Below are 21316 nucleotides of genomic sequence, written 5' to 3' on the forward strand. Positions count from 1 at the left end.
GGACATGAACAGGATCGACCTTCAAGGGCGGGTGGCCATCGTCACGGGTGGGGCGCGCGGCCTCGGCGCGGCGACGGCGCGCCGCTTCATCGACAGCGGGGCAAGGGTGGCCATCTGGGACATCGATGCCGCCGCCATCGAAGAGGCCGTCGCCATGCTGGGCGACGGTGCCGAGGGCCGGGTCGTGGAACTGACGGACGACGAGGCCGTCAGGGATGCTGCCGAGGCGCTGGAGCGCGAGGCCGGCAGCGTGGATATCCTGGTCAACAATGCCGGCATCACCGGGGGCAACGGCAAGACCTGGGAGCTGGCCCCCGATGTCTGGCGCAAGGTGATCGAGGTCAACCTCGTGGCGCCATACCTCACCAGCCGTGCCGTGGTGCCCGGCATGGTCCGGCGCGGCTATGGCCGCATCGTCAACATTGCCTCCATCGCCGGCAAGGAGGGCAACCCCAACGCCTCGCACTACTCGGCCTCCAAGGCCGGGCTGATCGGCCTGACGAAATCGCTGGCCAAGGAACTCGCCGGCAGTGGCGTCATCGTCAACGCGGTCACGCCGGCGGCGGCACGCACACCGATCTTCGACCAGATGAGCCAGGAGCATATCGACTACATGCTCTCCAAGATTCCCCTCGCCCGGTTCCTGGAGCCATCGGAAGCGGCCGCGATGATCGCCTGGCTTGCCTCGGAGGAGTGCTCGTTCTCGACCGGGGCGGTCTTCGACCTTTCGGGCGGGCGCGCCGTCTATTGAGCAGGTCCCGCCGAAGCGGAAACGCTTCGGCGTCGGGCAATGCGCCAGGCAGGAGACGAGAGCCTCTTCGGTGAACCCGGGTTCACCTTGATGCCCTAACCGAAATAGACGCAGATGCGCCGGCCGCCGATGATCTCGACCGGGATCTCCATGTCGTAGATTTTGGCGAGGGCTTCCGTCGTGATCAGCTGCGAGGGAGGCCCCTGCATCGCCAGTCGGCCATCGCGCATGGCGACGATGTGGTCGGCATAGCAGGAGGCGAAGTTGATGTCGTGCAGCACCACGACGACCGTCTTGCCGAGCTTGTCGGCGGCGTTGCGCAGCAATTGCATCATCGCCACGGCATGCTTCATGTCGAGATTGTTGAGCGGCTCGTCCAGAAGCACGTAGTCGGTGTCCTGCGCCAGCACCATGGCTACGAATGCCCGCTGCCGCTGGCCGCCGGACAATTCGTCGAGGAACCGTTCGGAAAGATCCCCAAGGTTCAAGAAGCCGATCGCCTCGTCCACCTTGGCGGCGTCGGCGGCCGTCAGCCGCCCCTTCGAATGCGGATATCGCCCGAACGAGACGAGATCGCGCACCGTCAGGCGCATGGCGATCTGGTTGTCCTGCCGGAGGATCGACAGCCGCTTCGCCAGGACGTCGCCCGGCGTACCGGATACGTCCAGCCCGCCCACCGTCACGACTCCCGAGCTCATCGGCGTCAGCCGCGCGACCATCGACAGGAAGGTGGATTTACCTGCGCCATTGGGACCGATAATGGCCGTCACGCCGCCGGCCGGTATCCGCAGCGACACCCCGTCGACCACGAGCACGTCGCCGTAGGCCTTGGTGAGTTGTCCCGTTTCGATCATCGGGCGGCACCCCGCAAGAGCATGATGATGAACATGATTCCACCGGCGAACTCGATGACGATGCTGAGCGCCGTATCGAAGGCGAAAAGGCGTTCCACGATCATCTGTCCGCCGACGAGGCAGATGATGGATATCAGCACGGCCGCCGGCACGACGTGCCGATGACGGTGCGAGGGCATGGCGAGGTAGGCCAGATTGGCCACCAGCAGGCCGAAGAAGGTGACGGGGCCGACGAGCGCCGTGGACGTCGCCACCAGCAGGGCGACGCACAGGAGAACGCCGCGCACCGCCCGGCGATGATCGACGCCAAGGCCGATGCTGGCATCGCGGCCAAGCGCCAGAACATCCAGGACCGGGAGGTTGCGCAGAGCGAACAGGGACACGACGGCCAGCGCGATCGCGGCGATGCCCAGCAATTGCGGGTCGACCGTATTGAAACTGGCGAAAAGGCGATCCTGCAGCACCACGAACTCGTTCGGGTCCATCAGCCGCTGCATGAGCCCCGACAGGCTGCGAAAAAACACGCCGAAGACGACGCCGACCAGTAGCATCAGATGCAGGCTGCGCATGCCGCCCGAGAAGAGCAGCCTGTAGAGCAGGATGGAAAAGCCCGCCATCACCGCCACCTGCACCAGGAAGAGCAGGCGCGGATCCAGCCCCGACAGCGCTATGGCGCCGAAAAAGAACAGGATGCAGGTCTGGATCAGCACGAACAGCGAATCGAACCCCATGATGGAGGGGGTGAGGATTCGATTGTTGGTGACCGTCTGGAACAGGACCGTCGAAATCGAGACCGCCGCGGCAACGATCACCAGGGCGGCAAGGCGCATGCCGCGGTACGGCAGCACGAAGCTCCAGCTTCCGCGCGCACCGAGCGTCAGGAAAAGGATGACGCACATGACGGCCCCCGCCCCCATGAGGGACAGGACCAGGGCCGGCGAAACGCGCCGGCTCGTCAGCGGCTCAGCCAAGGCGCTTCCTGTCCTTCAGCAGCAGAAACAGGAACAGGCCCGACCCGAGGACACCGACGATGGTGCCGAGAGGTACCTCGTAAGGTGCTCGAATCGTCCGGCCGACGATGTCGCAGACGAGCACGAAGAGCGCCCCCGTCAGGGCCACCCAGGGCAGGCCACGGCGGACATTGTCGCCGACGGCCATGGAGACCAGGTTGGGCACGATCAGTCCCAGAAACGGGATGGAGCCCACCGTGACGACGACGACGGCCGTTACCAGCGAGACGATGGTGAGGCCGAGCGCCAGCACGCGGCCGTAATGCAGGCCAAGATTGGTCGTGAAACTGCGGCCAAGGCCCGCCACCGTGAATCGGTCGGCGGCGACATAGGCCGCCACGGTCAGGGCCAGGGCCAGCCAGAGCAATTCGTAACGCCCGCGCAGCACGCCCGAGAAATCACCCATCGTCCACGCGCCGAGCGACTGCATGAGATCGTAGCGGTAGGCGAAGAAGGTCGTTCCGGCATTGATGACCCCGCCCAGCATGATGCCAACCAGCGGCACCACGAGGGTCGAGCGATGCGGAATGCGACTGAGGATCGCCATGAACAGCGCCGTGCCGGCCAGGGCGAACAGGCTGGCCACCAGCATTTTGCCCATGACGGGCAAGGCCGGCGCAAAGATCAGGACCACGAGCAGGCCGAGGCTGGCCGACTCGACCGTGCCGGCCGTCGACGGCTCGACGAAGCGGTTGCGTGCCAGCATCTGCATCAACAAGCCGGCCACCGCCATCGCCGCACCCGCCAGCAGCAGCGACAGGGTGCGCGGCAGGCGGCTGACGGCCAGGATCTCCAGGGCAGCCGCGTCTGCCCGGCCGGTCAGGACATCGAGGGCCGATACCTCGCTGACGCCGATGAACAGGCTGGCGGCGGCCAGAAGGGCCACCGCCAGCATCATGCAGGGGAGAAGATATCGCTGCATCGCGAGTTCACGCGCGGCGCCCGAGGCGCCATGCGTATAGCCGGGTTATTGCCCGGACTTGTCCAGCGCCTGCGTGATCTGGTCGACATTCTGCTGCATCGCCTGCAGGCCGCCACCGATGAGGTACCAGTTGGCCGGCGTCAGATAGACGACCTGACCATCCTTCCAGGCTTTCGTTCCGCCGACGAGTTCGTTGTCAAGCATGGCGGCGGCTGCGCCCCGCCCGATGGCGGCGTCGCGGTCGATGACGAAGAGCCAGTCCGGGTTCGTCTCGGCGATATACTCGAACGAGATCGCCTCGCCATGGTTGGCCACGGCAAGGTTGGGATCGGCGGGCTGGAAGCCGAAGGTGTCGTGCAGCACACCGAAGCGCGAGCCCTTGCCATAAGCGCTCATCTTGTTGCCCGTCGTCAGCACGATCAGCGCGCTGCCGGCCTTGTCCGCCTTGGCGCGGAGCCCCTCGATGGAGGCATCCAGCTTTTCGAGCGCCGTGTCTGCCTGCGCCTCTTTGCCGAATACCGTCGCGAGCGTCTTCACGTTCTTCTCGGCGCTGGCGACGAAGTGCTGCTGGTCGACCGTCATGTCCAGCGTCGGGGCGATGGCCGACAGCGCCTCCGCCTTCGGGCCCGAGCGGCCGCCGACGATGATGAGGTCCGGCTGCAAGGCGTTGACCGCCTCCAAGTCCGGCTCGAACAGCGATCCGACCTTCTCGACCTCGGCGAAGGGCTGCAGGTAATCCGGCAGGGCAACCTGCGGCACGCCCGCAACCTCGACGCCGAGCGCACCCAGCGTATCCAGGCTTGCCATATCGAACACCACCACCGTCTGCGGCTTCAGCGGGACCTCCTGGGTGCCGCGGGCATCTTCCACCGAAACCGTCTCCTGCGCCTTGGCGCCGGCGGCGAAGCTCATCGCGCAGGCGGCCAGAAGGCCGGCGAGCAGAGGGGTGGACAGGCGACGGGATTGCGGCTGCACGGTGGAGGCTCCTTCAATTCAGGGTCGAATCTAACGGCACCTTTAAAATTATGATTTAGAAATTCAAGATTAAATCTTCGTGATGTCGGAAGGATTTTTCGGCGTCGCGGCGGTATTGAGGGCAAATGCCCGCCCAGGGCGCACGCGGCAAAAGCCGCTTTCTTGTATCGCAGGGGCAAATCGCCGACATTGGCCATGGTTTTTGGAAGGCGTATCGAAATGGCGGCAGGCACGGACGACATGCGACAGGAACGGGAACGCCCACAGCGCATGGGCGACCTTTCGACCCTGCCCGTCTTCTTCGACCTGTCCGGCAAGCGCGTCATCATGGCCGGCGGCTCCGATGCGGCGGCCTGGAAGGCGGAGTTACTGGCGGCCGCAGGCGCCGCCGTAAAGTTGCACGCCAGGGATGACGAGCTGTCCGAAGAGATGCGCTCGGTGCTGGAGGCCAGCTTCGAGCGCGGCAGCATCGAGCATGTCGGGCGCGGATGGTCCGATGCCGACTTCGACGGGACGGCGCTGGCCGTCGCCGATTGCGAGACCGAAGCCGAGGCCGAACGCTTCGCGGCGGCGGCCCATCGCGCCGGAGTGCCCGTCAACGTCATCGACAAGCCCGCCTACTGCCAGTTCCGCTTCGGCACCATCGTCAACCGCTCGCCGGTGGTCGTCGGCATTTCGACCGATGGCGCGGCCCCGATCCTGGGCCAGGCGATCCGCCGGCGGATCGAAACGCTGCTGCCGCTGTCCCTGACCGGGTGGGCGCGCCTTGCCACGCGGCTGCGCGGCGCGGTGATGGACAGCCTGATGCCCGGCCCGCAACGCCGCTCCTTCTGGGAGCGGTTCTCCGACAACGCGTTCACGCGGAAGGCCCCTGACGATGCGGCCGAGGCGGAAGCGCGCGGCTGGGTCGACGAACTTGCCCGGTCACCATCGGCCGGCGGGCGGGTCACCCTCGTCGGCGCCGGCCCCGGCGAGGCCGAGTTGCTGACGCTCAAGGCGGTACGCGCCCTTCAGGCGGCGGATGTGATCCTGTTCGATGACCTCGTGTCCGACGATATTCTGGAATTGGCGCGCCGTGAGGCCAAGCGCATGCTGGTCGGCAAGCGCGCCTCGCGCGATTCCTGCCGGCAGGAAGACATCAACCGCATGATGATCCAGTTCGCCAAGGCCGGTAAGCACGTCGTGCGGCTGAAGAGCGGCGATGTCTCCATCTTCGGCCGTGCGGGCGAAGAGATCGCGGAGTTGCGGCAGGAGGGCATTCCGGTGCGGATCGTGCCCGGAATAACCGCCGCCTCCGCGCTGGCCGCGGGCTTCGGTGTTTCGCTGACGCACCGCGACTGCGCGCAGCAGGTGCGCTTCGTGACGGCGCACTCTCGAAAGGGGGGCCTGCCGGAAGACCTCGACTGGAATGCGCTGGCCGACGACAACGCCACGACGATCTTCTACATGGGGGGTCGCATGGCGCCCCGCATTTCCGAAAGGCTGATCGCGGAGGGCCTGCCGGCCGAGACACCGGTTGCCGTGGCCGCGAACCTGTCGCGCGAGGACGAGACACGGGGTGTCGGCACGCTTGCCGGCCTCGGCGCTCTGGTGGACCGGGTCGGTGTCGACCGTCCGATTCTGATCGGCGTCGGACGGGTATTTTCCGAATGCGAGGCCAACGTTACCGAAGGCTACGAGCCGGTGGGCATGTCCCGCCTGCCCGCCCGCGTCGCCTGAGCCGACCTCAGATATAGTCGGACGGTTCCTTCTGCCGGTAGCCGTGATGCGCCTTTAGCGTATCCAGCACCTCGACGGCGGCGCGCGCGATAGGCGTACCCGGCGGGAAGATCGCCGCAGCGCCGAAGTCGCGAAGCGCCTGCTCGTCCTGCGGCGGGATGACGCCGCCCACCACGATCATGATGTCCGGTCGCCCACGCCGCGCAAGCGCCTGCCGCAGTTCCGGCACGAGCGTCAGGTGTCCGGCTGCCAGCGACGAAACCCCGACGACATGGACATCCTCGTCGATAGCCTGCTCGGCAACCTCGTCCGGAGTGGCGAACAGCGGGCCGATGACGACGCCGAAACCAAGGTCGGCGAAGGCCGATGCGATCACCTTCTGGCCCCGATCGTGCCCATCCTGCCCCATCTTGGCCACCAGGATGCGCGGCGCGGAGCCTTCAAGCTCCCGGAAATCCTCCACAAGCGCCGTTGCGCGCACCGTCGCCGCGTCCGGCTCTCCGAATGCCCGGGCATAGACACCGCTGTTGACCTGAATGTCGGCCCGATGGCGGCTCCATGCCTGTTCGAGAGCTTCCGAAATTTCGCCCACCGTCGCCTTAGCGCGAGCCGCCACGACCGCCAGTTCCAGGAGGTTGCCCCGCCCGCGCGCCGCCTCGGTGAGCGCCGCCAGGGCCTGGGCCACGTCCGCCTCCACGCGCTCGGCGCGAAGCCGCCGGAGCTTGTCGATCTGGCGGGCGCGCACGGCCGAATTATCGACCTTGAGCACCTCGATCTCCTGCTCCTCGCTCACGACATGCCGGTTTACGCCGACGACAGTCTGGTGGCCGGAATCGATCCGGGCCTGCGTGCGCGCGGCGGCTTCCTCGATCCGCAGCTTCGGCACGCCGCTTTCGATGGCGCGTGCCATCCCGCCGAGCGACTCCACCTCGTCTATATGCGCCATGGCCCTTTGCGCGAGGTCCTGCGTCAGGCGTTCGACATAGGCCGAACCGCCCCACGGGTCGATGATGCGCGTCGTGCCGCTTTCCAGTTGCAGAAGAAGCTGGGTGTTGCGCGCGATCCGCGCCGAGAAGTCGGTCGGCAACGCCAGGGCCTCGTCCAGCGAGTTGGTGTGCAGCGACTGGGTATGCCCCTGCGTCGCGGCCATCGCCTCGATTGTCGTCCGCGTGACGTTGTTGAACACGTCCTGCGCGGTCAGCGACCAGCCCGACGTCTGGCAGTGCGCGCGCAGCGCCAGCGATTTCTCGTTTTTGGGATCGAACTGCGAGACGAGCCGGCTCCATAGCAGCCGTCCGGCGCGTAGCTTTGCCACCTCCATGAAGAAGTTCATGCCGACGGCCCAGAAGAAGGACAGGCGGGGCGCGAAGGAATCGACCGGCAGGCCGGCGGCGATGCCGGCGCGGATGTATTCGACCCCATCGGCCAGCGTGTAGGCCAGCTCCAGATCGGCCGTCGCGCCGGCTTCCTGCATGTGATAGCCGGAAATGGATATGGAGTTGAACTTCGGCATATGCCGCGAGGTATAGGCGAAGATATCGGAAACGATCCGCATCGACCCGGCCGGCGGGTAGATATAGGTATTGCGGACCATGAACTCCTTCAAAATGTCGTTCTGGATCGTTCCGGACAGCTTCCCAGGCGGAACGCCCTGCTCTTCCCCGGCCACGATGTACAGCGCGAGGATCGGCAGGACGGCGCCGTTCATCGTCATCGATACGCTCATCCTGTCGAGCGGGATGCCGTCGAACAGGGTGCGCATGTCGTAGATGGAATCGATGGCGACGCCCGCCATGCCGACATCGCCGGCGACGCGTGGATGATCGCTGTCGTAGCCGCGATGCGTCGCAAGGTCGAAGGCCACGGACAGGCCCTTCTGCCCGGCCTCGAGGTTGCGCCGGTAGAAGGCGTTGGACTCTTCCGCCGTGGAGAACCCCGCATACTGCCGGATCGTCCATGGCTGGTTCACGTACATCGTCGGATAGGGACCGCGCAGAAAGGGCGGCATGCCCGGATAGCCGTCCACGGCCTCCAGCCCGGCGCGGTCGTCCGCGCCGTAGCACGGCTTGACCTCGATACCCTCGGGCGTGTTCCAGACACGCCCTCCCCCGGCGTCATCGGGCGTCGGGTAGCGGCGGGACAGTTTGGAAAAATCCGGAATGGAGGTCATGCCGCGGTCTCCCCGGCTTCGAAGGCTGCGGCATCGCGGAAAGCATCGAAGGCAAACGCGCCGCGGGGGGACGGGAGGGTGGCGGACGGGCGCTCGCGGGCATCGGGGTAATGCGTCACGCCCAATATGGCCGCACGCCCCTCGGCGATGGCCGCGGCCCTGTGCTCCCGCGTGCGCGCCAGCGCGGCCGCCCAGGAGCCGTCGTCGCATGCCGCAGCAAGGCCCCCCGCCGATTCGAGGTGCTGAAAGGCCCGCCAGCCGGCGTCGGCGAGCTCGTCCGTCAAGCGTTCGAAGGCTCCTGTTCCCGCCGCCGGATCGGCGACCGCCGCCAGATGGCTTTCATCCCTAAGGATGATCTGCAGATTGCGCGCCATGCGGCGCGCGAAGGCATCCGGCAGGCCGGACGCCAGCGTATGCGGCAGGACGCAGACCGTATCCGCGCCGCCGACGGCGGCGGCAAATACGGCAAGGGTGTTGCGCAGCATGTTGGTGGGTACGTCCTGCCGGGTCAGCATCCGGAACGATGTTTCCGCATCGACACGGATGGAGGCCGAAGGCAGGCGGCAGGCGCAGGCGATCTCGGCCCACAACAACCGCACGGCCCTGAACTTCGCCAGCGTCATGAATACATCGGCATCGGCACAAAGCTCCAGCGTCAGGCGCTCGGCTGCCCTGTCAGCAGGCAGGCCGACCCGCTCCATCGAACGCAAGGCCGCGACGGCGGAAGACAGCACCGCCGCGATCTCCTGCACCGCGTCGGCGCCGGCATCGTGATGGGCGCGCCCCGACGCACAGGCCAGCGGGCCCTGGAAGCCCGCTTCCAGCAGCCGCGCGATCGTCGGCGCATGGACCATCGCGGCATCGAGCCGGAACGACACTTTCGACAGCGAGGGCGGCAGCCGCGCGCCCTCCAGGCAGCGCAGCACGGCATCCACCGCATCCAGGCCATGGCCGTTCGCGCTGCAAATCTCGATCGGCTGGCGGTCGAGCTCCAGGCTCGCCAAGGCATCGGGCGCCTGCGATGCGCGCAATCCGAAGCCGAAGGCCGCGTCGCTGCCGGCAAGGCAAAGGCGCAGGACATCCGCGCCCTCGGCGATATCGGCCGTCGCCTGGCTCGCCGCTCGTGCGGGGTCCGTATCGTCGATACGCTGGACGATCTGCCACGGCGCCGCGCCAGCCTGGCGGAAAGCGCGCGGCCGGGCCTGCGGAGCCGGACGGTAGAGCGGCTCCAGTACCAAACCCTCGATGGTCGGCGAGCGCAGCGCGTCGAACGCCTGCTCGCCCAATACCCGGGCAACCCGCCTTCGCCACTCCTCTCCGGCGCTATCCAAATTCGACGTCACGCATCTCTCCCGACGGGCTCGCGGCTGCAGTCCGGTTGCCAGATTAGAGCCTTTCGACCCATGTGTGAAATCCGCGCGCAGTTGTGCCTTGCACCCGGCCTTGCCGCAACCAGGGCGGCATGCCATGGAACATGCGTCAGGCATCGAAAGGCGGATCATGGGCCCGGTCAATCAGGAGGCAGCGGATGTCGTGGTGATCGGCGCCGGCATCGTCGGCCTGATGGCCGCACGGGCGCTGCGCGCCGAAGGGCGGAAGGTGCTGGTGCTCGACAGAAGCGGGCCGGCCTCCGGCGCCAGCGCCGGGAATGCCGGCATCCTCGCCTTTCCCGAGATCCTGCCGCTCGCTTCCCCCGGAATTCTGCGCCAGGCCCCGCGCTGGCTTGCCGATCCGCTTGGACCGCTGGCGATTCGCCCCGCTTACGCGCTCAGGATCGCGCCATGGCTGCTGCGCTTCGCGGCCGCGAGCCGCCCCGCCCGCCATGCCGAAATCCTGGCCGCGCAGGCGACGATCATGCGGCTGGCCGAGGTGGAGATGCAGCGCGTCCTGCAGGATCCGGCCCTTGCCCGGCACGCGGTGACAACGGGCACGCTCGATCTGTACGACGGCGCAGCCGCCTTCGAAGCCGCCCGCGGCGACTGGGCGGCCAAGGAAAAGGCCGGCTTCGCCTTCCGTGTGGTCGGCGATGACGAAATCGAAGCGTTGCAGCCCGGACTGCACCCGCGTTTCCGGCAGGGGGCCGTCTATGCCGAGGACGGCCGCCAGATTATCGATCCTCGCCTGTTCACCCTCGCTTTGGCACAGAGGCTGGAGGCGGAGGGCGGCGCTCTCAGCCGGGACGAGGTCCTCAGGGTCGAGCCCACCGAGGCCGGCGCAGTGCTGGCCCTGCCGGGCAACCGGCACCTGTCCGCAAGGACGGTCGTCGTCGCGGCGGGCGCCTGGTCCAAGCGGCTCGCCGGCTGGCTGGGTGACGCCGTGCCCCTGGATACGGAACGCGGATACAATACGACATTGCCGCCCGGCGCTTTCGACCTGCGCCGGCAACTCTACTTCAACGGCCACGGCTTCGTCGCGACGCCCGTCGGCGGCGGCGTCCGGATCGGCGGCGCGGTGGAACTGGGCGGGCTGAACCTGCCGCCCAACTGGAAACGCTCGGACGCCATGCTGGCCAGGGCCGCCGCATTCCTGCCCGGGTTGCGGACGGAAGGCGGAACGCGCTGGATGGGGTTCCGGCCGTCGATGCCCGACACGCTCGCCGTCATCGGCTACTCGGCAGCCGGCAGAAGTATCATTCACGCCTTCGGCCACGGGCATCTCGGCCTGACGCAATCTGCCGCAACCGCCCGCCTCGTTGCGGAACTGGCCGCTGGCCGCACCCCATCCATCGACCTTGCCCCCTTCTCACCCCGACGCTTCAAGCAGACACGGTAGCGACATGGCACGACATTCCTTCTTCTGCCTCGACGGGCATACATGCGGCAATCCGGTGCGGCTGGTGGCCGGAGGGGGCCCGCTCTTGTCCGGGGCCAACATGATCGAGAAGCGTGCCCACTTCCTGGCCGAGTTCGACTGGGTACGCACCGGCCTGATGTTCGAGCCGCGTGGCCATGACATGATGTCGGGCTCGATCCTCTATCCGCCGACGCGGCCCGATTGCGATATCGCCATCCTGTTCATCGAAACCTCCGGCTGTCTCCCCATGTGCGGCCACGGCACCATCGGCACGGTGACGATGGCGCTGGAACATGGGCTGATGACCCCGAAGGAGCCCGGCACGGTGAGGCTCGATACACCGGCCGGTCTGGTCGTGGCCACCTACCGCCAGGTTGGCGCCCATGTGGAAGAGGTGCGGCTGGTCAACGTTCCGGCCTTCCTGCACTCCGAAGGGCTGGAGGTGGATTGCCCCGGGCTCGGCACGCTCACGGTCGACGTGGCCTATGGTGGAAATTTCTACGCCATCGTCGATCCGCAGGAGAATTTCCGTGACCTGGCCGATTTTGCCGCCGGGCAGCTCGTGGCCTTGTCCGGTCCGCTGCGCCGTGCGCTGAACGACAGGTACACCTTCGTCCATCCGGAGAAGCCGGAGATTTCCGGCCTGTCGCACATTCTGTGGACGGGCGCCCCCCGCCAGGGCGAAGCGCATGCGCGCAATGCAGTATTTTACGGAGACAAGGCCATCGACCGGTCGCCCTGTGGAACCGGCACTTCGGCAAGGATCGCGCAGTGGGCGGCCAAGGGAAAGCTGAAGCCCGGCGACGACTTCGTGCACGAGAGCATCATCGGCTCGCTCTTCAAGGGCCGGGTCGAGGCGGAAACCACCGTTGCCGGGAAACCCGCGATCATACCGTCCGTGGCGGGCTGGGCGCGTCTGACGGGCTACAATACCATCTTCATTGAGGATCGCGACCCATTCGCGCATGGGTTCCAGGTGATCTGAAAAAACGGGCGCCGAGGGTTTCCCCCCGGCGCCCGCCATCGGTCAAAAGACCGCGAGATATCGCAGCAGCGAAATGATCCCGATAATGATGACGATGGCCTGGACGATCTGCTTGATCCGGCCATCCAGCGGCAGTTGCTGGACGAGCCAAAGAACGAGGACCACGACCAGGAACGTGATCAAAATACTGATGAGTACGCCCATCCGCTTAAGACTCCCTGCCGCCAACGCGGCTTACCGACCCTTGCTGCTCAAGGGCCTTCACAGGCTTGTCATCTAGAGCGGACTCACCGCGCGGCGAGGGGTCGCACCGACGGAGGAACGCTTGGCGGCTTTGGGAAGTTTTGCCATCGGGCGCCAGGATCGAACAGGGAGGTTCGAAATGAGAACGCGATCGATCGTTGTCCTCGCAGCGTCCGCATTCATCATGATGCCGGCAGTCGCCTTGGCGGATTGCCACGACACGGCGGGAAAGACCGCGGGAACGATTTCCAAGGATGGAACGACGGCGCCGATGCAGGCGCCGGATCAGATGGCCGAACGCCAACCCGACGGCGGCACGACGACCAACATGGAAAGCGGCTCCATGGCCGCTGGTGCAGCCGGAAACGGCCAGGGCGACGGCATCGTGAAAGACGGTACGACCATGCCCATGGCGACCGAACCCGGCGAAGCGGACACGAACGTGGCGACATCGCCTGCCGATGTCGCGGCCCAGCAAGAGGGCGGCGAGACAGCCGCCGCGCAGGCGCGCGACGGCTGCACGAACTGAAGCCGGGGCACCGGGCAGGTCCTGCCCGGTGCCAACGCATCACATCGCCGGCATCAGCACCGTATCGATGACATGGACCACGCCGTTGGACTTCAGAACGTCGGCCTGCCCCGGCGAAGCGGACACGAACGTGGCGACATCGCCCGCCGATGTCGCGGCCTAGCAGGAGGGCGGCGAGACAGCCGCCGCGCAGGCGCGCGACGGCTGCACGAACTGAAGCCGGGGCACCGGGCAGGTCCTGCCCGGTGCCAACGCATCACATCGCCGGCATCAGCACCGTATCGATGACATGGACCACGCCGTTGGACTGCAGAACGTCGACCTGCCCCGGCGAAGCGGACACGAACGTGGCGACATCGCCTGCCGATGTCGCGGCCCAGCAGGAGGGCGGCGAGACAGCCGCCGCGCAGGCGCGCGACGGCTGTATGAACTGATGCCGGGGCACCGGGCGGGGGCTGCCCGGTGCCGACTCATCACATTGCCGGCATCAGCACCGTATCGATGACATGGACCACGCCGTTGGACTGCAGAACGTCGGCCTGCGTTACCGTCGCGACATTGCCGTTGGCGTCGGTGACGGTGATCGAGTTTCCGGCCATGCCCAGCGTCAGCTCCTCACCTTCGACCGTCTTGACCTTATGGGCGCCGCCATCATCGCGGATCATGCCCATGGCCGCTTCCGCGGTCGCGCGGGCCGGGACCACATGGTACGTCAGGACCTTGGTGAGCTGCCCTTTGTTTTCTGGCTTCACTAGCTCATCCACCGTACCGGCCGGAAGCTTTTCGAAGGCGGCATCGTCGGGTGCGAAGACCGTGAAGGGGCCCGGCCCGGCCAGCGTCTCCACTAGGCCGGCCGCCTTCACCGCCGCGACGAGCGTGGTCAGGTTGGAGGCATTCACGGCATTTTCGGCGATCGTCTTGTTGGCATACATCGGTGCGCCGCCGACCGTCACGCTGCCACCCTCCTGTGACATCGCCATGCTGTCGACAGGCATCGAGCTGCCCTTGTCGGCTTCGGCGAATGCAACGCCGCCGATGGCGAGGCCGAGAATACCGGCGAATAGGATCGTCTTCATGATTTTCTCCCTGTGTGTTCCCTACAGCAGGCAGATACGAAGCCGCGCCGCCACCGGATGCATGCCGGCGAAAACTTCGCCGCCTCCCCCACTCCCTGAAGCGGCAAGCCGCCCTAGTTTGCCGCCTCTGCAGCGATCCGCACCGGGAGCCGATGGGCATGACCCAGCAAGACACACGCATGATCCTTGCGGCGGCGCTGGAGCAGACCGGGCGCGGCGATCACGATGCCTTTGCGACCGTCTACCGCATGACGAGCGCAAAACTGTTCGGCATCTGCCTTCGCATGCTGCCCACGCGGCAGGAGGCGGAAGAGACCTTGCAGGACGTGTATGTCAGCGTATGGCGGAAAGCGGCGCAGTTCGATGCGGGCCGGGCAAGCGCGATCAGTTGGCTTGCGGCGATCGCGCATAACCGGGCCATCGACCGTCTGCGCGCCGCCAGGGCGCACCGGCCCCGCGAGGTGGCCGAGGATGCAGCCTACGATATCGCCGACGACCGACCGGACGCCGACCAGATCCTGCTGTTCGGCGAGGAACTCACCAGGCTCGACCACTGCCTGGACGAGTTGGAAGAGCGTGCAAGATGGGCCATCCGCTCCGCCTTCCTGACGGGGCGCACGCATGATGAACTGTCCAGATCGGCCGCAATGCCGGTCGGCACCTTGAAAAGCATCATTCGCAGAGGCTTGATGAAGTTGCGGGGGTGCATGGAGCCATGAGCGCGGCTGATGAATTTGACGACGAGGATTTTCTGGCTGCCGAATACGCGCTCGGCACGCTGGACGATGCCGCGCGCCGGCGGGCCGGCCATCGCCAGGAAACCGAGCCTGCCTTTGCCGCCGAGGTAGACCGCTGGAGCAATCTCCTTGCACCGCTGGGTGCGTCCACGCCCTCGGTCGCGCCCCCCGCTGCCCTATGGGGCAGAATTGCCGAGCAGACCCGCAGGCCGGTATCCGTGCATGTTGCGGCCGGCCGAACCGTCTCCGCCATCTGGCGCCGGCTTGCGGTCGGCGGCATGGCGGCCGCTGTCGCCAGCATAGTGGCGCTCCTTGTCGTCATGCAGCCGGCGGAGCGCCCGGTCGGGCCGGGCTTCAGCTCTGTCATTGCGGCGCAATCGGGAGAGCCCATCGCTGTCGTGATACTTGCAGCCGACGGTCGTTCGGCCACCGTGACGCCGCTCCGACTGCCACTGGAAGCCGGCCGCGCCGCGGAATTGTGGTACATCCCGGCCGGTGGCACGCCCCGCTCCATGGGTGTCGTCGAAGCGGGCGAGACCCACGTCATGACCCTCGACGATGCCCTGCATGCGGATGCGCATGGCGATGCGTTTGCGATCTCCGACGAGCCGGCCGGCGGTTCGCCGACCGGGCAGCCAACTGGCCCGGTCGTCGGCCAGGGCATGGTGAACGCGGTCTGACGGATGGCCATCTGCGGGCCATCGCCGACGCGCGGCGTCAGCCCGCGCGCAATTGCCGCAGGCCCTTCACCGCGGGCCCCAGCCGGAAGAATGCGTTGAAATTTCGTCGGGCTGCGCCATGTTTACGACATATGGATTCGGGGAGGTTCAACGATGGAATACGACGTCTTCCAGCTGCCGGTTCGAGTCTTTTTCGGCATCGGCGTGCCACGCGATATAGTGACCGTCACTCAGGCCTATGCCTGGCTGCAGAACTGCCGGACGGTGCATCGAACCGAGATGCACGTCGCGGCGGTGCAGGCTTGCAAGGCTGCGTTCGCCAAGCAGGTCAACGCGGAGACGGTCCGCCGATCCGTTGCACGGTTTGCCGAGCATTCCGGCATGTTGGTGCCGGAGGTCGACATTGCCCCCGCAACCACCGGCCTCAAGGTGCCATCGCGCCTGTCGGCCTGATCGTCAGGCGTCTTCCGTCAGATCCTTCAGGGGCGCAACAGCCTCGAAGGCGATGCCACCGCTTTGAAAGTCTATCGAAGCGTTACCATTGATCTCGGCCGACAAGGCGCCTTCGATTATCCGCGTGCCGAAGCCACGGCGTTCAGGCTTGCGGACCGGAGGCCCGCCCTGCTCGTTCCAATGAAACCGAAGGACCGGCCCGTCGACCGCCTCCTCCAGTGTCCAGGCGATTGCGATCGTGCCGTCCGCGGTCGATAGCGCCCCGTACTTGGACGCATTTGTGGCCAGCTCATGCAAGGCGAGCGCGAATGCAGAAACCGACCGCGCGCCCAGCACCACACGAGGCCCCCCGATACGGAAGGCACCACCGTCGAACGGCTTGATGGCCGAGGAGACGACATCCTCCAGTTGAGCCGCCGAGAAACCGTCCTGCGTCAGCAGGTCCTGCGCCATGGACAGCGCCTGCATCCGCCCGAAGGCGATTTCCTGCGCCTCTTCCAGCGTCTTGGCCGAACGCATCGACTGCGCAAAGACAGATTGCGCCGTAGCCAGGGAATTCTTGACGCGGTGGTTCAATTCCCGCGCAAGGAGCTTTCGGTGTTCCTCCGCCTCCTTGCGTGCGGTGATATCCAACGATATTCCCGCCATGCCTGTCGGCCGGTCGGTGATATCGGAACTCACCTGCCCCCGAACCTCGATCCAGCGCGTTTCGCCCGACGGCGTCCTGATGCGATACTCGACATCGAATTCATTGCCCGAGGCGATCGCCGCCTCCACAGTCTCGCGCCACCGGTTCCTGTCTTCCGGAACGATGGCGTCCTGCAGATCCGCGTAGCTGAAAGGCTCGTCTGCCTCGCGACCGAAATTCGCCTTGCAATGCCGGGATGCGACAAGCCGCTGACTTTGGAGATCGAGCGTCCAGACGCCCATCCCCGCAGCGTTTAGGATGAAACGCATCCTGCTTTCGCTCTGCATCAGGTCGAGCATGCGCCGCTCGACTTCCGATTCCATCTCACCATGCGCGTTCTGCAACTCGGACACGCGCCTGCGATCCGGCGAAACGTCGAACTGGGAGGCGAAGAAATAGGTGAGGTTGCCGTCCTCGTCGAACACCGGAGAAACGAGCAGCCGGTTCCAGAAGGACGATCCGTCCTTGCGGTAGTTCAAAAGATCGACCTCGATGGCCTCGCGCCGCGCAACGGCGTTGCGGATGCGGGTGACGTCGTCCGTATTGGTGCCGGTACCTTGTAGGAAGCGGCAATTGCGGCCCAGTATCTCGTGGCGCTCATAGCCGGTCAGCCTGCTGAAGGCGTCGTTGACGAAAATGATCGGGTTGTCGGGCTGGTGCGGGTCGGTGATCAGCATCGGCATGCGCGTCGTGCGCACCGCAGCCGCGAACGGATCGGTGGACGCCGATGCCTTGTGGATCTCGCCTTCGATCCGGCTCTCTTCCTGTCGGTCCATCTCACCTCACAACCGGTGCTTACGAATATCGTACACCATCGAAAGTGGACGTTATTAGCGGCTGAGCACGGCGTTATCCAGACGTCGCGCCAAATGCAGCTTTGCCGCCCGAAGTGATATGCTTAGCGCCCTACGGACTTTATCGGATCGAAAATTTTAGAATTTGGATGATGAGGAACAGTCACGGCTGGTGCGGTCGAGAAGACTCGAACTTCCACGGGTTGCCCCACAGCGACCTCAACGCTGCGCGTCTACCAATTCCGCCACGACCGCACGCCGTGTACCGGTCAAGACCGGCGGGCCGATCTTGCGACCGGTGGCGGGCATGTAACAAAGCGCCGTGACGCACACAAGCCCATTTCGCTCGCCCCGGCGATTTTTCGGTCGATGTTCTGGAACACTTCCGGAAAAGACGGCTCGACGCTACATAGGCGGCATGGACCAGCCCATTGCCCCATCCGCCCCGGCGCGCCTTGCGACGCAAAGTTCCCACTTTCCGGCCCTTCCCGGTACGCCCCCGGTGGACTGGTTGATTCGCGATGGGCTGACGCCCTACCCCGAGGCGCTGGAATGGATGGAGGCGCGCGTGGCGGCCATCGCCTCCGGCGACGCACCAGAGGCCGTTCTCTTGGTGGAGCATCCCCCGCTCTATACCGCGGGCACCAGCTCACACAGCGACGACCTGACGGACCCGAACCGGTTTCCGGTCTTCAATGCCGGGCGCGGCGGAGAGTACACCTATCACGGCCCCGGCCAGCGCGTGGCCTATGTGATGCTGGACCTGAAGCGACGGCGGCCGGACGTCCGCGCTTTCGTCGCCGCGCTCGAACAGTGGATCATCGCAACGCTTGCCGACATGCAGGTGAAGGGCGAGCGGCGGGAAGACAGGGTCGGCGTCTGGGTGTCCCGCCCCGAGAGGCCGCCCGGACCGGACGGCGCACCGGCGGAAGACAAGGTCGCGGCCATCGGCATCCGCATCCGCCGCTGGGTAACGTTCCACGGCATCAGCCTGAACGTCGATCCCGACCTGTCGCATTTTTCCGGCATCGTGCCCTGCGGCGTCCGTGGCCACGGCGTGACCAGCCTTGCCGACCTTGGCCTGCCGGTATCCATGCCCGAGGTGGACTCGATGCTGCGCCGCAATTTCGAGATCGTTTTCGGGCATACGGCATGACCGTCTATGTCGATGCTGACGCCTGCCCGGTGAAAGACGACATCCTGGACGTCGCAAGCCGCTTCGGCGTGGATGTCACCTACGTATCGAATGGCGGCCTTATGCCATCGAAATTTCCCGGCGCCCGGCTGGTCACGGTGCCGGCCGGCGCCGATGCGGCCGATGACTGGATCGCCAAACATGCCGGCCCGGGCGATGTCGTGGTGACGGCCGACATACCGCTGGCCGACAGAAGCCTTGCCAGGGGAGCCACGGTCCTGAACGTCAATGGGCGGCCCTTTACCCCGGAAAGCATCGGGGCGGCGCTTTCCTATCGCGCCTTCAACCAGCATTTGCGCGAAACGGGCGAAAGCAAAGGCCATAATGCCGCCTTCTCGGCGGCGGATCGTTCGCGTTTCAGGCAGGAACTGAACAGGGTACTGCAACGTAGCGCCTGACCGCATCGAGGGGCAGACATGGCCAGGCACAAGGATAGCGGATTGGTTTACCGCCACGCGGCCTTGACGCGGTTGACGCACTGGACCTGGGCGATTGCCCTCTTCTTCCTGCTTCTGTCCGGCCTGCAGATCTTCATGGCACGGCCCGACCTGTATATCGGGCGCCAGTCGGGCTTTGCCTTCGACAACACCATCCTGTCCATCGGAGCCGTGGTCGAAGACGGCCAGCTACGCGGCGTGACGGAGATTTTCGGGTACAGCTTCGACACGACCGGCTGGCTCGGCGTGGTGGAGGAAGCCGGACGCATGACGGCCAAGTCGTTTCCCGGCTGGATGACGATCCCCTCGTACCGCGACCTTGCCACAGGACGCATCGTCCATTTCTTCTTTGCGTGGATCCTTGTCGCCGCGCTGGCGCTCTGGTTGGTATCCAGCCTCGCCAACAGGCATCTGGGGCGCGACATCGTCCCCAGATCCGGCGATGCACGCGCCCTGCCCCAGGACATCGCCGACCATGCGCGATTGCGCCTGCACCACCGTCGCGCCTACGGCCCGCTGCAAAAGCTCAGCTATGCGCTGGTCCTTTTGGTGGCGCTGCCGCTGATGATCGCGACGGGGCTGACCATGTCGCCGGGCGTCAATGCGATGGTGCCGTTTCTGGCCGATCTTTTCGGCGGACGGCAGAGTGCCCGGACACTGCATTTCGCGATCATGCTCGTGCTGGTCGCCTTTTTTGTCGTGCACGTGGTCATGGTGGTCCTGGCCGGGCCGATCAACGAACTGCGCTCGATGATCACCGGCTGGTACCGCACCGATGGAGAACGCCCATGACGCCCGACCCGCGACGCCGGCGGCTGCTTCTCGGCGGCGCGGCGACCCTGGGCACCCTGCCCCTGGCAGGCTGTTTCGACGGCGCCGTCGAGCGTGATGGCACGGTGCGCAAGGTGCTGGCCTCGGCCAACGGCCTGACATACCGGGTCCAGAGGCTGCTGCTCAACTCCAATGCCCTGGCGCAGGAATTTTCCGCCAGCGAGATCCGCCAGCCCATGCGGCCCAACGGCGTCACCAACCCACAGGACGCCGATTACCGGCAATTGGCGGCGAACGCCTTTGCCGACTATCGGCTGACGATCGACGGCCTGGTCGACAGGCCGGCCAGCTACGCGCTGGCCGAGTTGCGCAACATGCCGAACCGAACGCAGATCACCCGTCACGACTGCGTGGAAGGCTGGAGCTGCATCGCAATGTGGACGGGCGTTCCGCTTGGCCTCCTCCTGGATGCCGCGGGCGTGCAATCCGGGGCGCGCTATGCGGTGTTCTCGTGCTTCGACACGATGGAAATGGGTTTCACGGGCCCGGTTCGCTATTACGAGTCGATCGACCTGATCGATGCGCGCCACCCGCAGACGATCCTTGCGCATGCGATGAACGGGCAGCCCCTCCCCATATCCAACGGCGCACCGCTGCGCGTGCGCGTCGAGCGGCAGTTGGGTTACAAGATGGCCAAATATGTCAGCCGCATCACTCTGGCCGCCAGCCTGGACGGCTTCGGAGACGGCTATGGTGGATACTGGGAAGACCGTGGCTACGACTGGTTTGCCGGGATCTGATCCGCGCTGCCCGCAAGGCCGATCGCCCGCCCCGCGGCTACCATGTCGTCGCGGCGCGACGCACGCCTTTGCGCAGCCTCTTCGTCGGCACCCCACAATTCGATGTTCCAGTCTTCGTCGATATGGGCCAGCTCGAACGCGGTCTCGGCATCCAAATGGCCTTCCAGGACCGCGTAGGCCAGCAGCACCGAGCCGGTCAGCGTCGTCATCTGGTGCAAGGCGGCGATCTTCAGCGGGTCCGAAATCGCGGCCATCATGGTGTTGAACGCCCGGACCGTTTCGGTCGGTTGGGCAACATGGACGATGCCGGACGTGATGTTGAACGCCCCCCCGACTCGCCGGCCTGCCCATTCGACGATGGGGTCCCAGCCGTGGGCCTGCTGCGCCACGAGCCTTTCGGGACCGTCGGCGCGGTAGAACAGAAGGTCGCTTTCGACATAACCGGCCAGGTCGTCCCGCGTTTCGGCAAGACGCGGCGCCACGCCGTCGACGGCGGTGTTGAGGAGCCGGGTCAGCGGCATCGAGGACGGATCGATCCGCTCGCCCTGCATCGCCCATTCCTGGGCGATGGCCTCGGCGAGCTCCCTCGTCGTCGCCTCCAGCACCGTACGGCCGGGCGTGCGGACGAGCCGCCCGTCCAGAAGAACGCGCCAGCGTCCATCGACCTCGGCGACCGACGCCGTTTCATAGAAGCGCCGTGGTAGCTCCGGCGGCTTGGGTGCGGTTTCTGTCAT

General features: G+C 66.1%; 24 protein-coding genes and 1 tRNA gene. 12 read left to right on the forward strand and 13 right to left on the reverse strand.

Going from position 1 to position 21316, the window contains the following annotated elements; translation table 11 throughout:
* Nucleotides 1-4: 4 nt before the first annotated feature.
* Nucleotides 5-751 (forward strand): SDR family NAD(P)-dependent oxidoreductase, encoded by a 747-nt coding sequence (locus IGS74_RS14650; protein WP_192387110.1) that lies wholly within the window; start codon nucleotides 5-7, stop codon nucleotides 749-751.
* Nucleotides 752-846: 95 nt separating this feature from the next.
* Here the strand turns inward: IGS74_RS14650 and IGS74_RS14655 are convergent, their stop codons facing one another.
* From IGS74_RS14655 to IGS74_RS14670, 4 genes are read right to left on the reverse strand one after another with little or no spacing between them, the layout of a single operon-like run.
* Entirely contained in the window at nucleotides 847-1605 is a 759-nt protein-coding gene (locus tag IGS74_RS14655) for an ABC transporter ATP-binding protein (protein WP_192387112.1), read from the reverse strand.
* Nucleotides 1602-2522 (reverse strand): iron chelate uptake ABC transporter family permease subunit, encoded by a 921-nt coding sequence (locus IGS74_RS14660; RefSeq protein ID WP_192391822.1) that lies wholly within the window; start codon nucleotides 2520-2522, stop codon nucleotides 1602-1604. Before IGS74_RS14660 ends, IGS74_RS14655 begins: the two co-directional genes overlap by 4 nt.
* 46 nt (nucleotides 2523-2568) lie before the next feature.
* A complete protein-coding gene (locus IGS74_RS14665) occupies nucleotides 2569-3537 on the reverse strand; it encodes an iron chelate uptake ABC transporter family permease subunit (protein ID WP_192387114.1) in 969 nt (322 codons plus the stop codon).
* Nucleotides 3538-3582: 45 nt separating this feature from the next.
* Nucleotides 3583-4530 carry a siderophore ABC transporter substrate-binding protein gene (locus tag IGS74_RS14670; RefSeq protein ID WP_246723156.1) on the reverse strand — a complete coding sequence of 316 codons (948 nt, stop codon included), beginning with the start codon at nucleotides 4528-4530 and terminating at the stop codon, nucleotides 3583-3585.
* Nucleotides 4531-4731: 201 nt separating this feature from the next.
* Here IGS74_RS14670 and cysG point away from each other — a divergent pair, with 201 nt between their 5' ends.
* A complete protein-coding gene (gene cysG, locus IGS74_RS14675) occupies nucleotides 4732-6231 on the forward strand; it encodes a siroheme synthase CysG (RefSeq protein ID WP_246722584.1) in 1500 nt (499 codons plus the stop codon).
* Nucleotides 6232-6238: 7 nt separating this feature from the next.
* Here the strand turns inward: cysG and scpA are convergent, their stop codons facing one another.
* Both scpA and IGS74_RS14685 read right to left on the reverse strand, forming a co-directional pair.
* A complete protein-coding gene (gene scpA, locus IGS74_RS14680; protein ID WP_192387116.1) occupies nucleotides 6239-8401 on the reverse strand; it encodes a methylmalonyl-CoA mutase in 2163 nt (720 codons plus the stop codon).
* A complete protein-coding gene (locus IGS74_RS14685; RefSeq protein ID WP_192387118.1) occupies nucleotides 8398-9744 on the reverse strand; it encodes a methylmalonyl-CoA mutase family protein in 1347 nt (448 codons plus the stop codon). The genes scpA and IGS74_RS14685 overlap by 4 nt, the downstream gene beginning before the upstream one ends.
* 124 nt (nucleotides 9745-9868) lie before the next feature.
* On the opposite strand from IGS74_RS14685, the gene IGS74_RS14690 reads away from it, so the two are divergent.
* Both IGS74_RS14690 and IGS74_RS14695 read left to right on the forward strand, forming a co-directional pair.
* Complete coding sequence (locus tag IGS74_RS14690; protein WP_192387120.1) at nucleotides 9869-11173, forward strand: FAD-binding oxidoreductase; 1305 nt, start codon at nucleotides 9869-9871, stop codon at nucleotides 11171-11173.
* A 4-nt stretch (nucleotides 11174-11177) separates the two neighbouring features.
* On the forward strand, nucleotides 11178-12179 hold the full coding sequence (locus tag IGS74_RS14695; protein WP_192387122.1) for a 4-hydroxyproline epimerase: 1002 nt from the start codon (nucleotides 11178-11180) through the stop codon (nucleotides 12177-12179).
* Between the two features lie 42 nt (nucleotides 12180-12221).
* Here the strand turns inward: IGS74_RS14695 and IGS74_RS14700 are convergent, their stop codons facing one another.
* Complete coding sequence (locus IGS74_RS14700) at nucleotides 12222-12383, reverse strand: Thivi_2564 family membrane protein (RefSeq protein ID WP_143190113.1); 162 nt, start codon at nucleotides 12381-12383, stop codon at nucleotides 12222-12224.
* A 178-nt stretch (nucleotides 12384-12561) separates the two neighbouring features.
* On the opposite strand from IGS74_RS14700, the gene IGS74_RS14705 reads away from it, so the two are divergent.
* On the forward strand, nucleotides 12562-12951 hold the full coding sequence (locus tag IGS74_RS14705) for a hypothetical protein (protein WP_192387124.1): 390 nt from the start codon (nucleotides 12562-12564) through the stop codon (nucleotides 12949-12951).
* 39 nt (nucleotides 12952-12990) lie between these two features.
* Here IGS74_RS14705 and IGS74_RS14710 read toward each other — a convergent pair whose 3' ends face one another.
* The 3 genes from IGS74_RS14710 to IGS74_RS14720 form a co-directional block, all read right to left on the reverse strand.
* Nucleotides 12991-13077: a fasciclin domain-containing protein gene (locus IGS74_RS14710; RefSeq protein ID WP_192391825.1), complete on the reverse strand. Its 87-nt coding sequence runs from the start codon at nucleotides 13075-13077 to the stop codon at nucleotides 12991-12993.
* Between the two features lie 130 nt (nucleotides 13078-13207).
* Nucleotides 13208-13396, reverse strand: a complete 189-nt coding sequence (locus IGS74_RS20090; protein WP_206688173.1) for a hypothetical protein — start codon at nucleotides 13394-13396, stop codon at nucleotides 13208-13210.
* Between the two features lie 28 nt (nucleotides 13397-13424).
* Nucleotides 13425-13946, reverse strand: a complete 522-nt coding sequence (locus IGS74_RS14720) for a fasciclin domain-containing protein (RefSeq protein WP_246723157.1) — start codon at nucleotides 13944-13946, stop codon at nucleotides 13425-13427.
* A 239-nt stretch (nucleotides 13947-14185) separates the two neighbouring features.
* On the opposite strand from IGS74_RS14720, the gene IGS74_RS14725 reads away from it, so the two are divergent.
* The 3 genes from IGS74_RS14725 (at nucleotide 14186) to IGS74_RS14735 (ending at nucleotide 15897) form a co-directional block, all read left to right on the forward strand.
* A complete protein-coding gene (locus IGS74_RS14725; RefSeq protein ID WP_082016308.1) occupies nucleotides 14186-14746 on the forward strand; it encodes a sigma-70 family RNA polymerase sigma factor in 561 nt (186 codons plus the stop codon).
* Entirely contained in the window at nucleotides 14743-15444 is a 702-nt protein-coding gene (locus IGS74_RS14730; RefSeq protein ID WP_192387128.1) for an anti-sigma factor, read from the forward strand. Before IGS74_RS14725 ends, IGS74_RS14730 begins: the two co-directional genes overlap by 4 nt.
* Nucleotides 15445-15597: 153 nt before the next feature.
* Nucleotides 15598-15897, forward strand: a complete 300-nt coding sequence (locus IGS74_RS14735; protein WP_192387130.1) for a DUF982 domain-containing protein — start codon at nucleotides 15598-15600, stop codon at nucleotides 15895-15897.
* Nucleotides 15898-15900: 3 nt separating this feature from the next.
* Here IGS74_RS14735 and IGS74_RS14740 read toward each other — a convergent pair whose 3' ends face one another.
* A complete protein-coding gene (locus IGS74_RS14740; RefSeq protein ID WP_192387133.1) occupies nucleotides 15901-17361 on the reverse strand; it encodes a PAS domain-containing protein in 1461 nt (486 codons plus the stop codon).
* Nucleotides 17362-17549: 188 nt separating this feature from the next.
* Nucleotides 17550-17634 (reverse strand) — tRNA-Leu (locus tag IGS74_RS14745).
* A 163-nt stretch (nucleotides 17635-17797) separates the two neighbouring features.
* Here IGS74_RS14745 and lipB point away from each other — a divergent pair.
* Genes lipB through IGS74_RS14765 form a run of 4 tightly spaced genes read left to right on the forward strand, consistent with a single transcriptional unit; the run spans nucleotide 17798 to nucleotide 20582 of the window.
* Entirely contained in the window at nucleotides 17798-18535 is a 738-nt protein-coding gene (gene lipB / locus IGS74_RS14750) for a lipoyl(octanoyl) transferase LipB (protein WP_192387135.1), read from the forward strand.
* Nucleotides 18532-18972, forward strand: coding sequence for a YaiI/YqxD family protein (locus IGS74_RS14755; RefSeq protein ID WP_192387137.1), 441 nt, complete (start codon nucleotides 18532-18534; stop codon nucleotides 18970-18972). Before lipB ends, IGS74_RS14755 begins: the two co-directional genes overlap by 4 nt.
* A gap of 18 nt (nucleotides 18973-18990) precedes the next feature.
* Nucleotides 18991-19803: a cytochrome b/b6 domain-containing protein gene (locus IGS74_RS14760; RefSeq protein ID WP_192387139.1), complete on the forward strand. Its 813-nt coding sequence runs from the start codon at nucleotides 18991-18993 to the stop codon at nucleotides 19801-19803.
* Nucleotides 19800-20582 carry a molybdopterin-dependent oxidoreductase gene (locus IGS74_RS14765; protein ID WP_192387141.1) on the forward strand — a complete coding sequence of 261 codons (783 nt, stop codon included), beginning with the start codon at nucleotides 19800-19802 and terminating at the stop codon, nucleotides 20580-20582. Before IGS74_RS14760 ends, IGS74_RS14765 begins: the two co-directional genes overlap by 4 nt.
* Here the strand turns inward: IGS74_RS14765 and IGS74_RS14770 are convergent.
* Nucleotides 20558-21316, reverse strand: a complete 759-nt coding sequence (locus IGS74_RS14770; RefSeq protein WP_192387143.1) for an ATP12 family protein — start codon at nucleotides 21314-21316, stop codon at nucleotides 20558-20560. The two genes, IGS74_RS14765 and IGS74_RS14770, sit on opposite strands and share 25 nt — an antisense overlap.

The organism is Aureimonas sp. OT7 (assembly GCF_014844055.1).
In the GTDB taxonomy this organism is placed as follows: domain Bacteria; phylum Pseudomonadota; class Alphaproteobacteria; order Rhizobiales; family Rhizobiaceae; genus Aureimonas; species Aureimonas altamirensis_A.

What these genes read in the sequence shown, in the direction of transcription:
- IGS74_RS14650 (WP_192387110.1), top strand. Translation starts at nt 5, where the DNA reads ATGAACAGGATCGACCTTCAAGGGCGGGTGGCCATCGTCACGGGTGGG.
- IGS74_RS14655 (WP_192387112.1), bottom strand. Translation starts at nt 1,605, where the DNA reads ATGATCGAAACGGGACAACTCACCAAGGCCTACGGCGACGTGCTCGTG.
- IGS74_RS14660 (WP_192391822.1), bottom strand. Translation starts at nt 2,522, where the DNA reads ATGGGGGCGGGGGCCGTCATGTGCGTCATCCTTTTCCTGACGCTCGGT.
- IGS74_RS14665 (WP_192387114.1), bottom strand. Translation starts at nt 3,537, where the DNA reads ATGCAGCGATATCTTCTCCCCTGCATGATGCTGGCGGTGGCCCTTCTG.
- cysG (WP_246722584.1), top strand. Translation starts at nt 4,732, where the DNA reads ATGGCGGCAGGCACGGACGACATGCGACAGGAACGGGAACGCCCACAG.
- scpA (WP_192387116.1), bottom strand. Translation starts at nt 8,401, where the DNA reads ATGACCTCCATTCCGGATTTTTCCAAACTGTCCCGCCGCTACCCGACG.
- IGS74_RS14690 (WP_192387120.1), top strand. Translation starts at nt 9,869, where the DNA reads ATGGAACATGCGTCAGGCATCGAAAGGCGGATCATGGGCCCGGTCAAT.
- IGS74_RS14695 (WP_192387122.1), top strand. Translation starts at nt 11,178, where the DNA reads ATGGCACGACATTCCTTCTTCTGCCTCGACGGGCATACATGCGGCAAT.
- IGS74_RS14700 (WP_143190113.1), bottom strand. Translation starts at nt 12,383, where the DNA reads ATGGGCGTACTCATCAGTATTTTGATCACGTTCCTGGTCGTGGTCCTC.
- IGS74_RS14705 (WP_192387124.1), top strand. Translation starts at nt 12,562, where the DNA reads ATGAGAACGCGATCGATCGTTGTCCTCGCAGCGTCCGCATTCATCATG.
- IGS74_RS14720 (WP_246723157.1), bottom strand. Translation starts at nt 13,946, where the DNA reads ATGCCTGTCGACAGCATGGCGATGTCACAGGAGGGTGGCAGCGTGACG.
- IGS74_RS14725 (WP_082016308.1), top strand. Translation starts at nt 14,186, where the DNA reads ATGACCCAGCAAGACACACGCATGATCCTTGCGGCGGCGCTGGAGCAG.
- IGS74_RS14730 (WP_192387128.1), top strand. Translation starts at nt 14,743, where the DNA reads ATGAGCGCGGCTGATGAATTTGACGACGAGGATTTTCTGGCTGCCGAA.
- IGS74_RS14735 (WP_192387130.1), top strand. Translation starts at nt 15,598, where the DNA reads ATGGAATACGACGTCTTCCAGCTGCCGGTTCGAGTCTTTTTCGGCATC.
- IGS74_RS14740 (WP_192387133.1), bottom strand. Translation starts at nt 17,361, where the DNA reads ATGGACCGACAGGAAGAGAGCCGGATCGAAGGCGAGATCCACAAGGCA.
- lipB (WP_192387135.1), top strand. Translation starts at nt 17,798, where the DNA reads ATGGACCAGCCCATTGCCCCATCCGCCCCGGCGCGCCTTGCGACGCAA.
- IGS74_RS14755 (WP_192387137.1), top strand. Translation starts at nt 18,532, where the DNA reads ATGACCGTCTATGTCGATGCTGACGCCTGCCCGGTGAAAGACGACATC.
- IGS74_RS14760 (WP_192387139.1), top strand. Translation starts at nt 18,991, where the DNA reads ATGGCCAGGCACAAGGATAGCGGATTGGTTTACCGCCACGCGGCCTTG.
- IGS74_RS14765 (WP_192387141.1), top strand. Translation starts at nt 19,800, where the DNA reads ATGACGCCCGACCCGCGACGCCGGCGGCTGCTTCTCGGCGGCGCGGCG.
- IGS74_RS14770 (WP_192387143.1), bottom strand. Translation starts at nt 21,316, where the DNA reads ATGACAGAAACCGCACCCAAGCCGCCGGAGCTACCACGGCGCTTCTAT.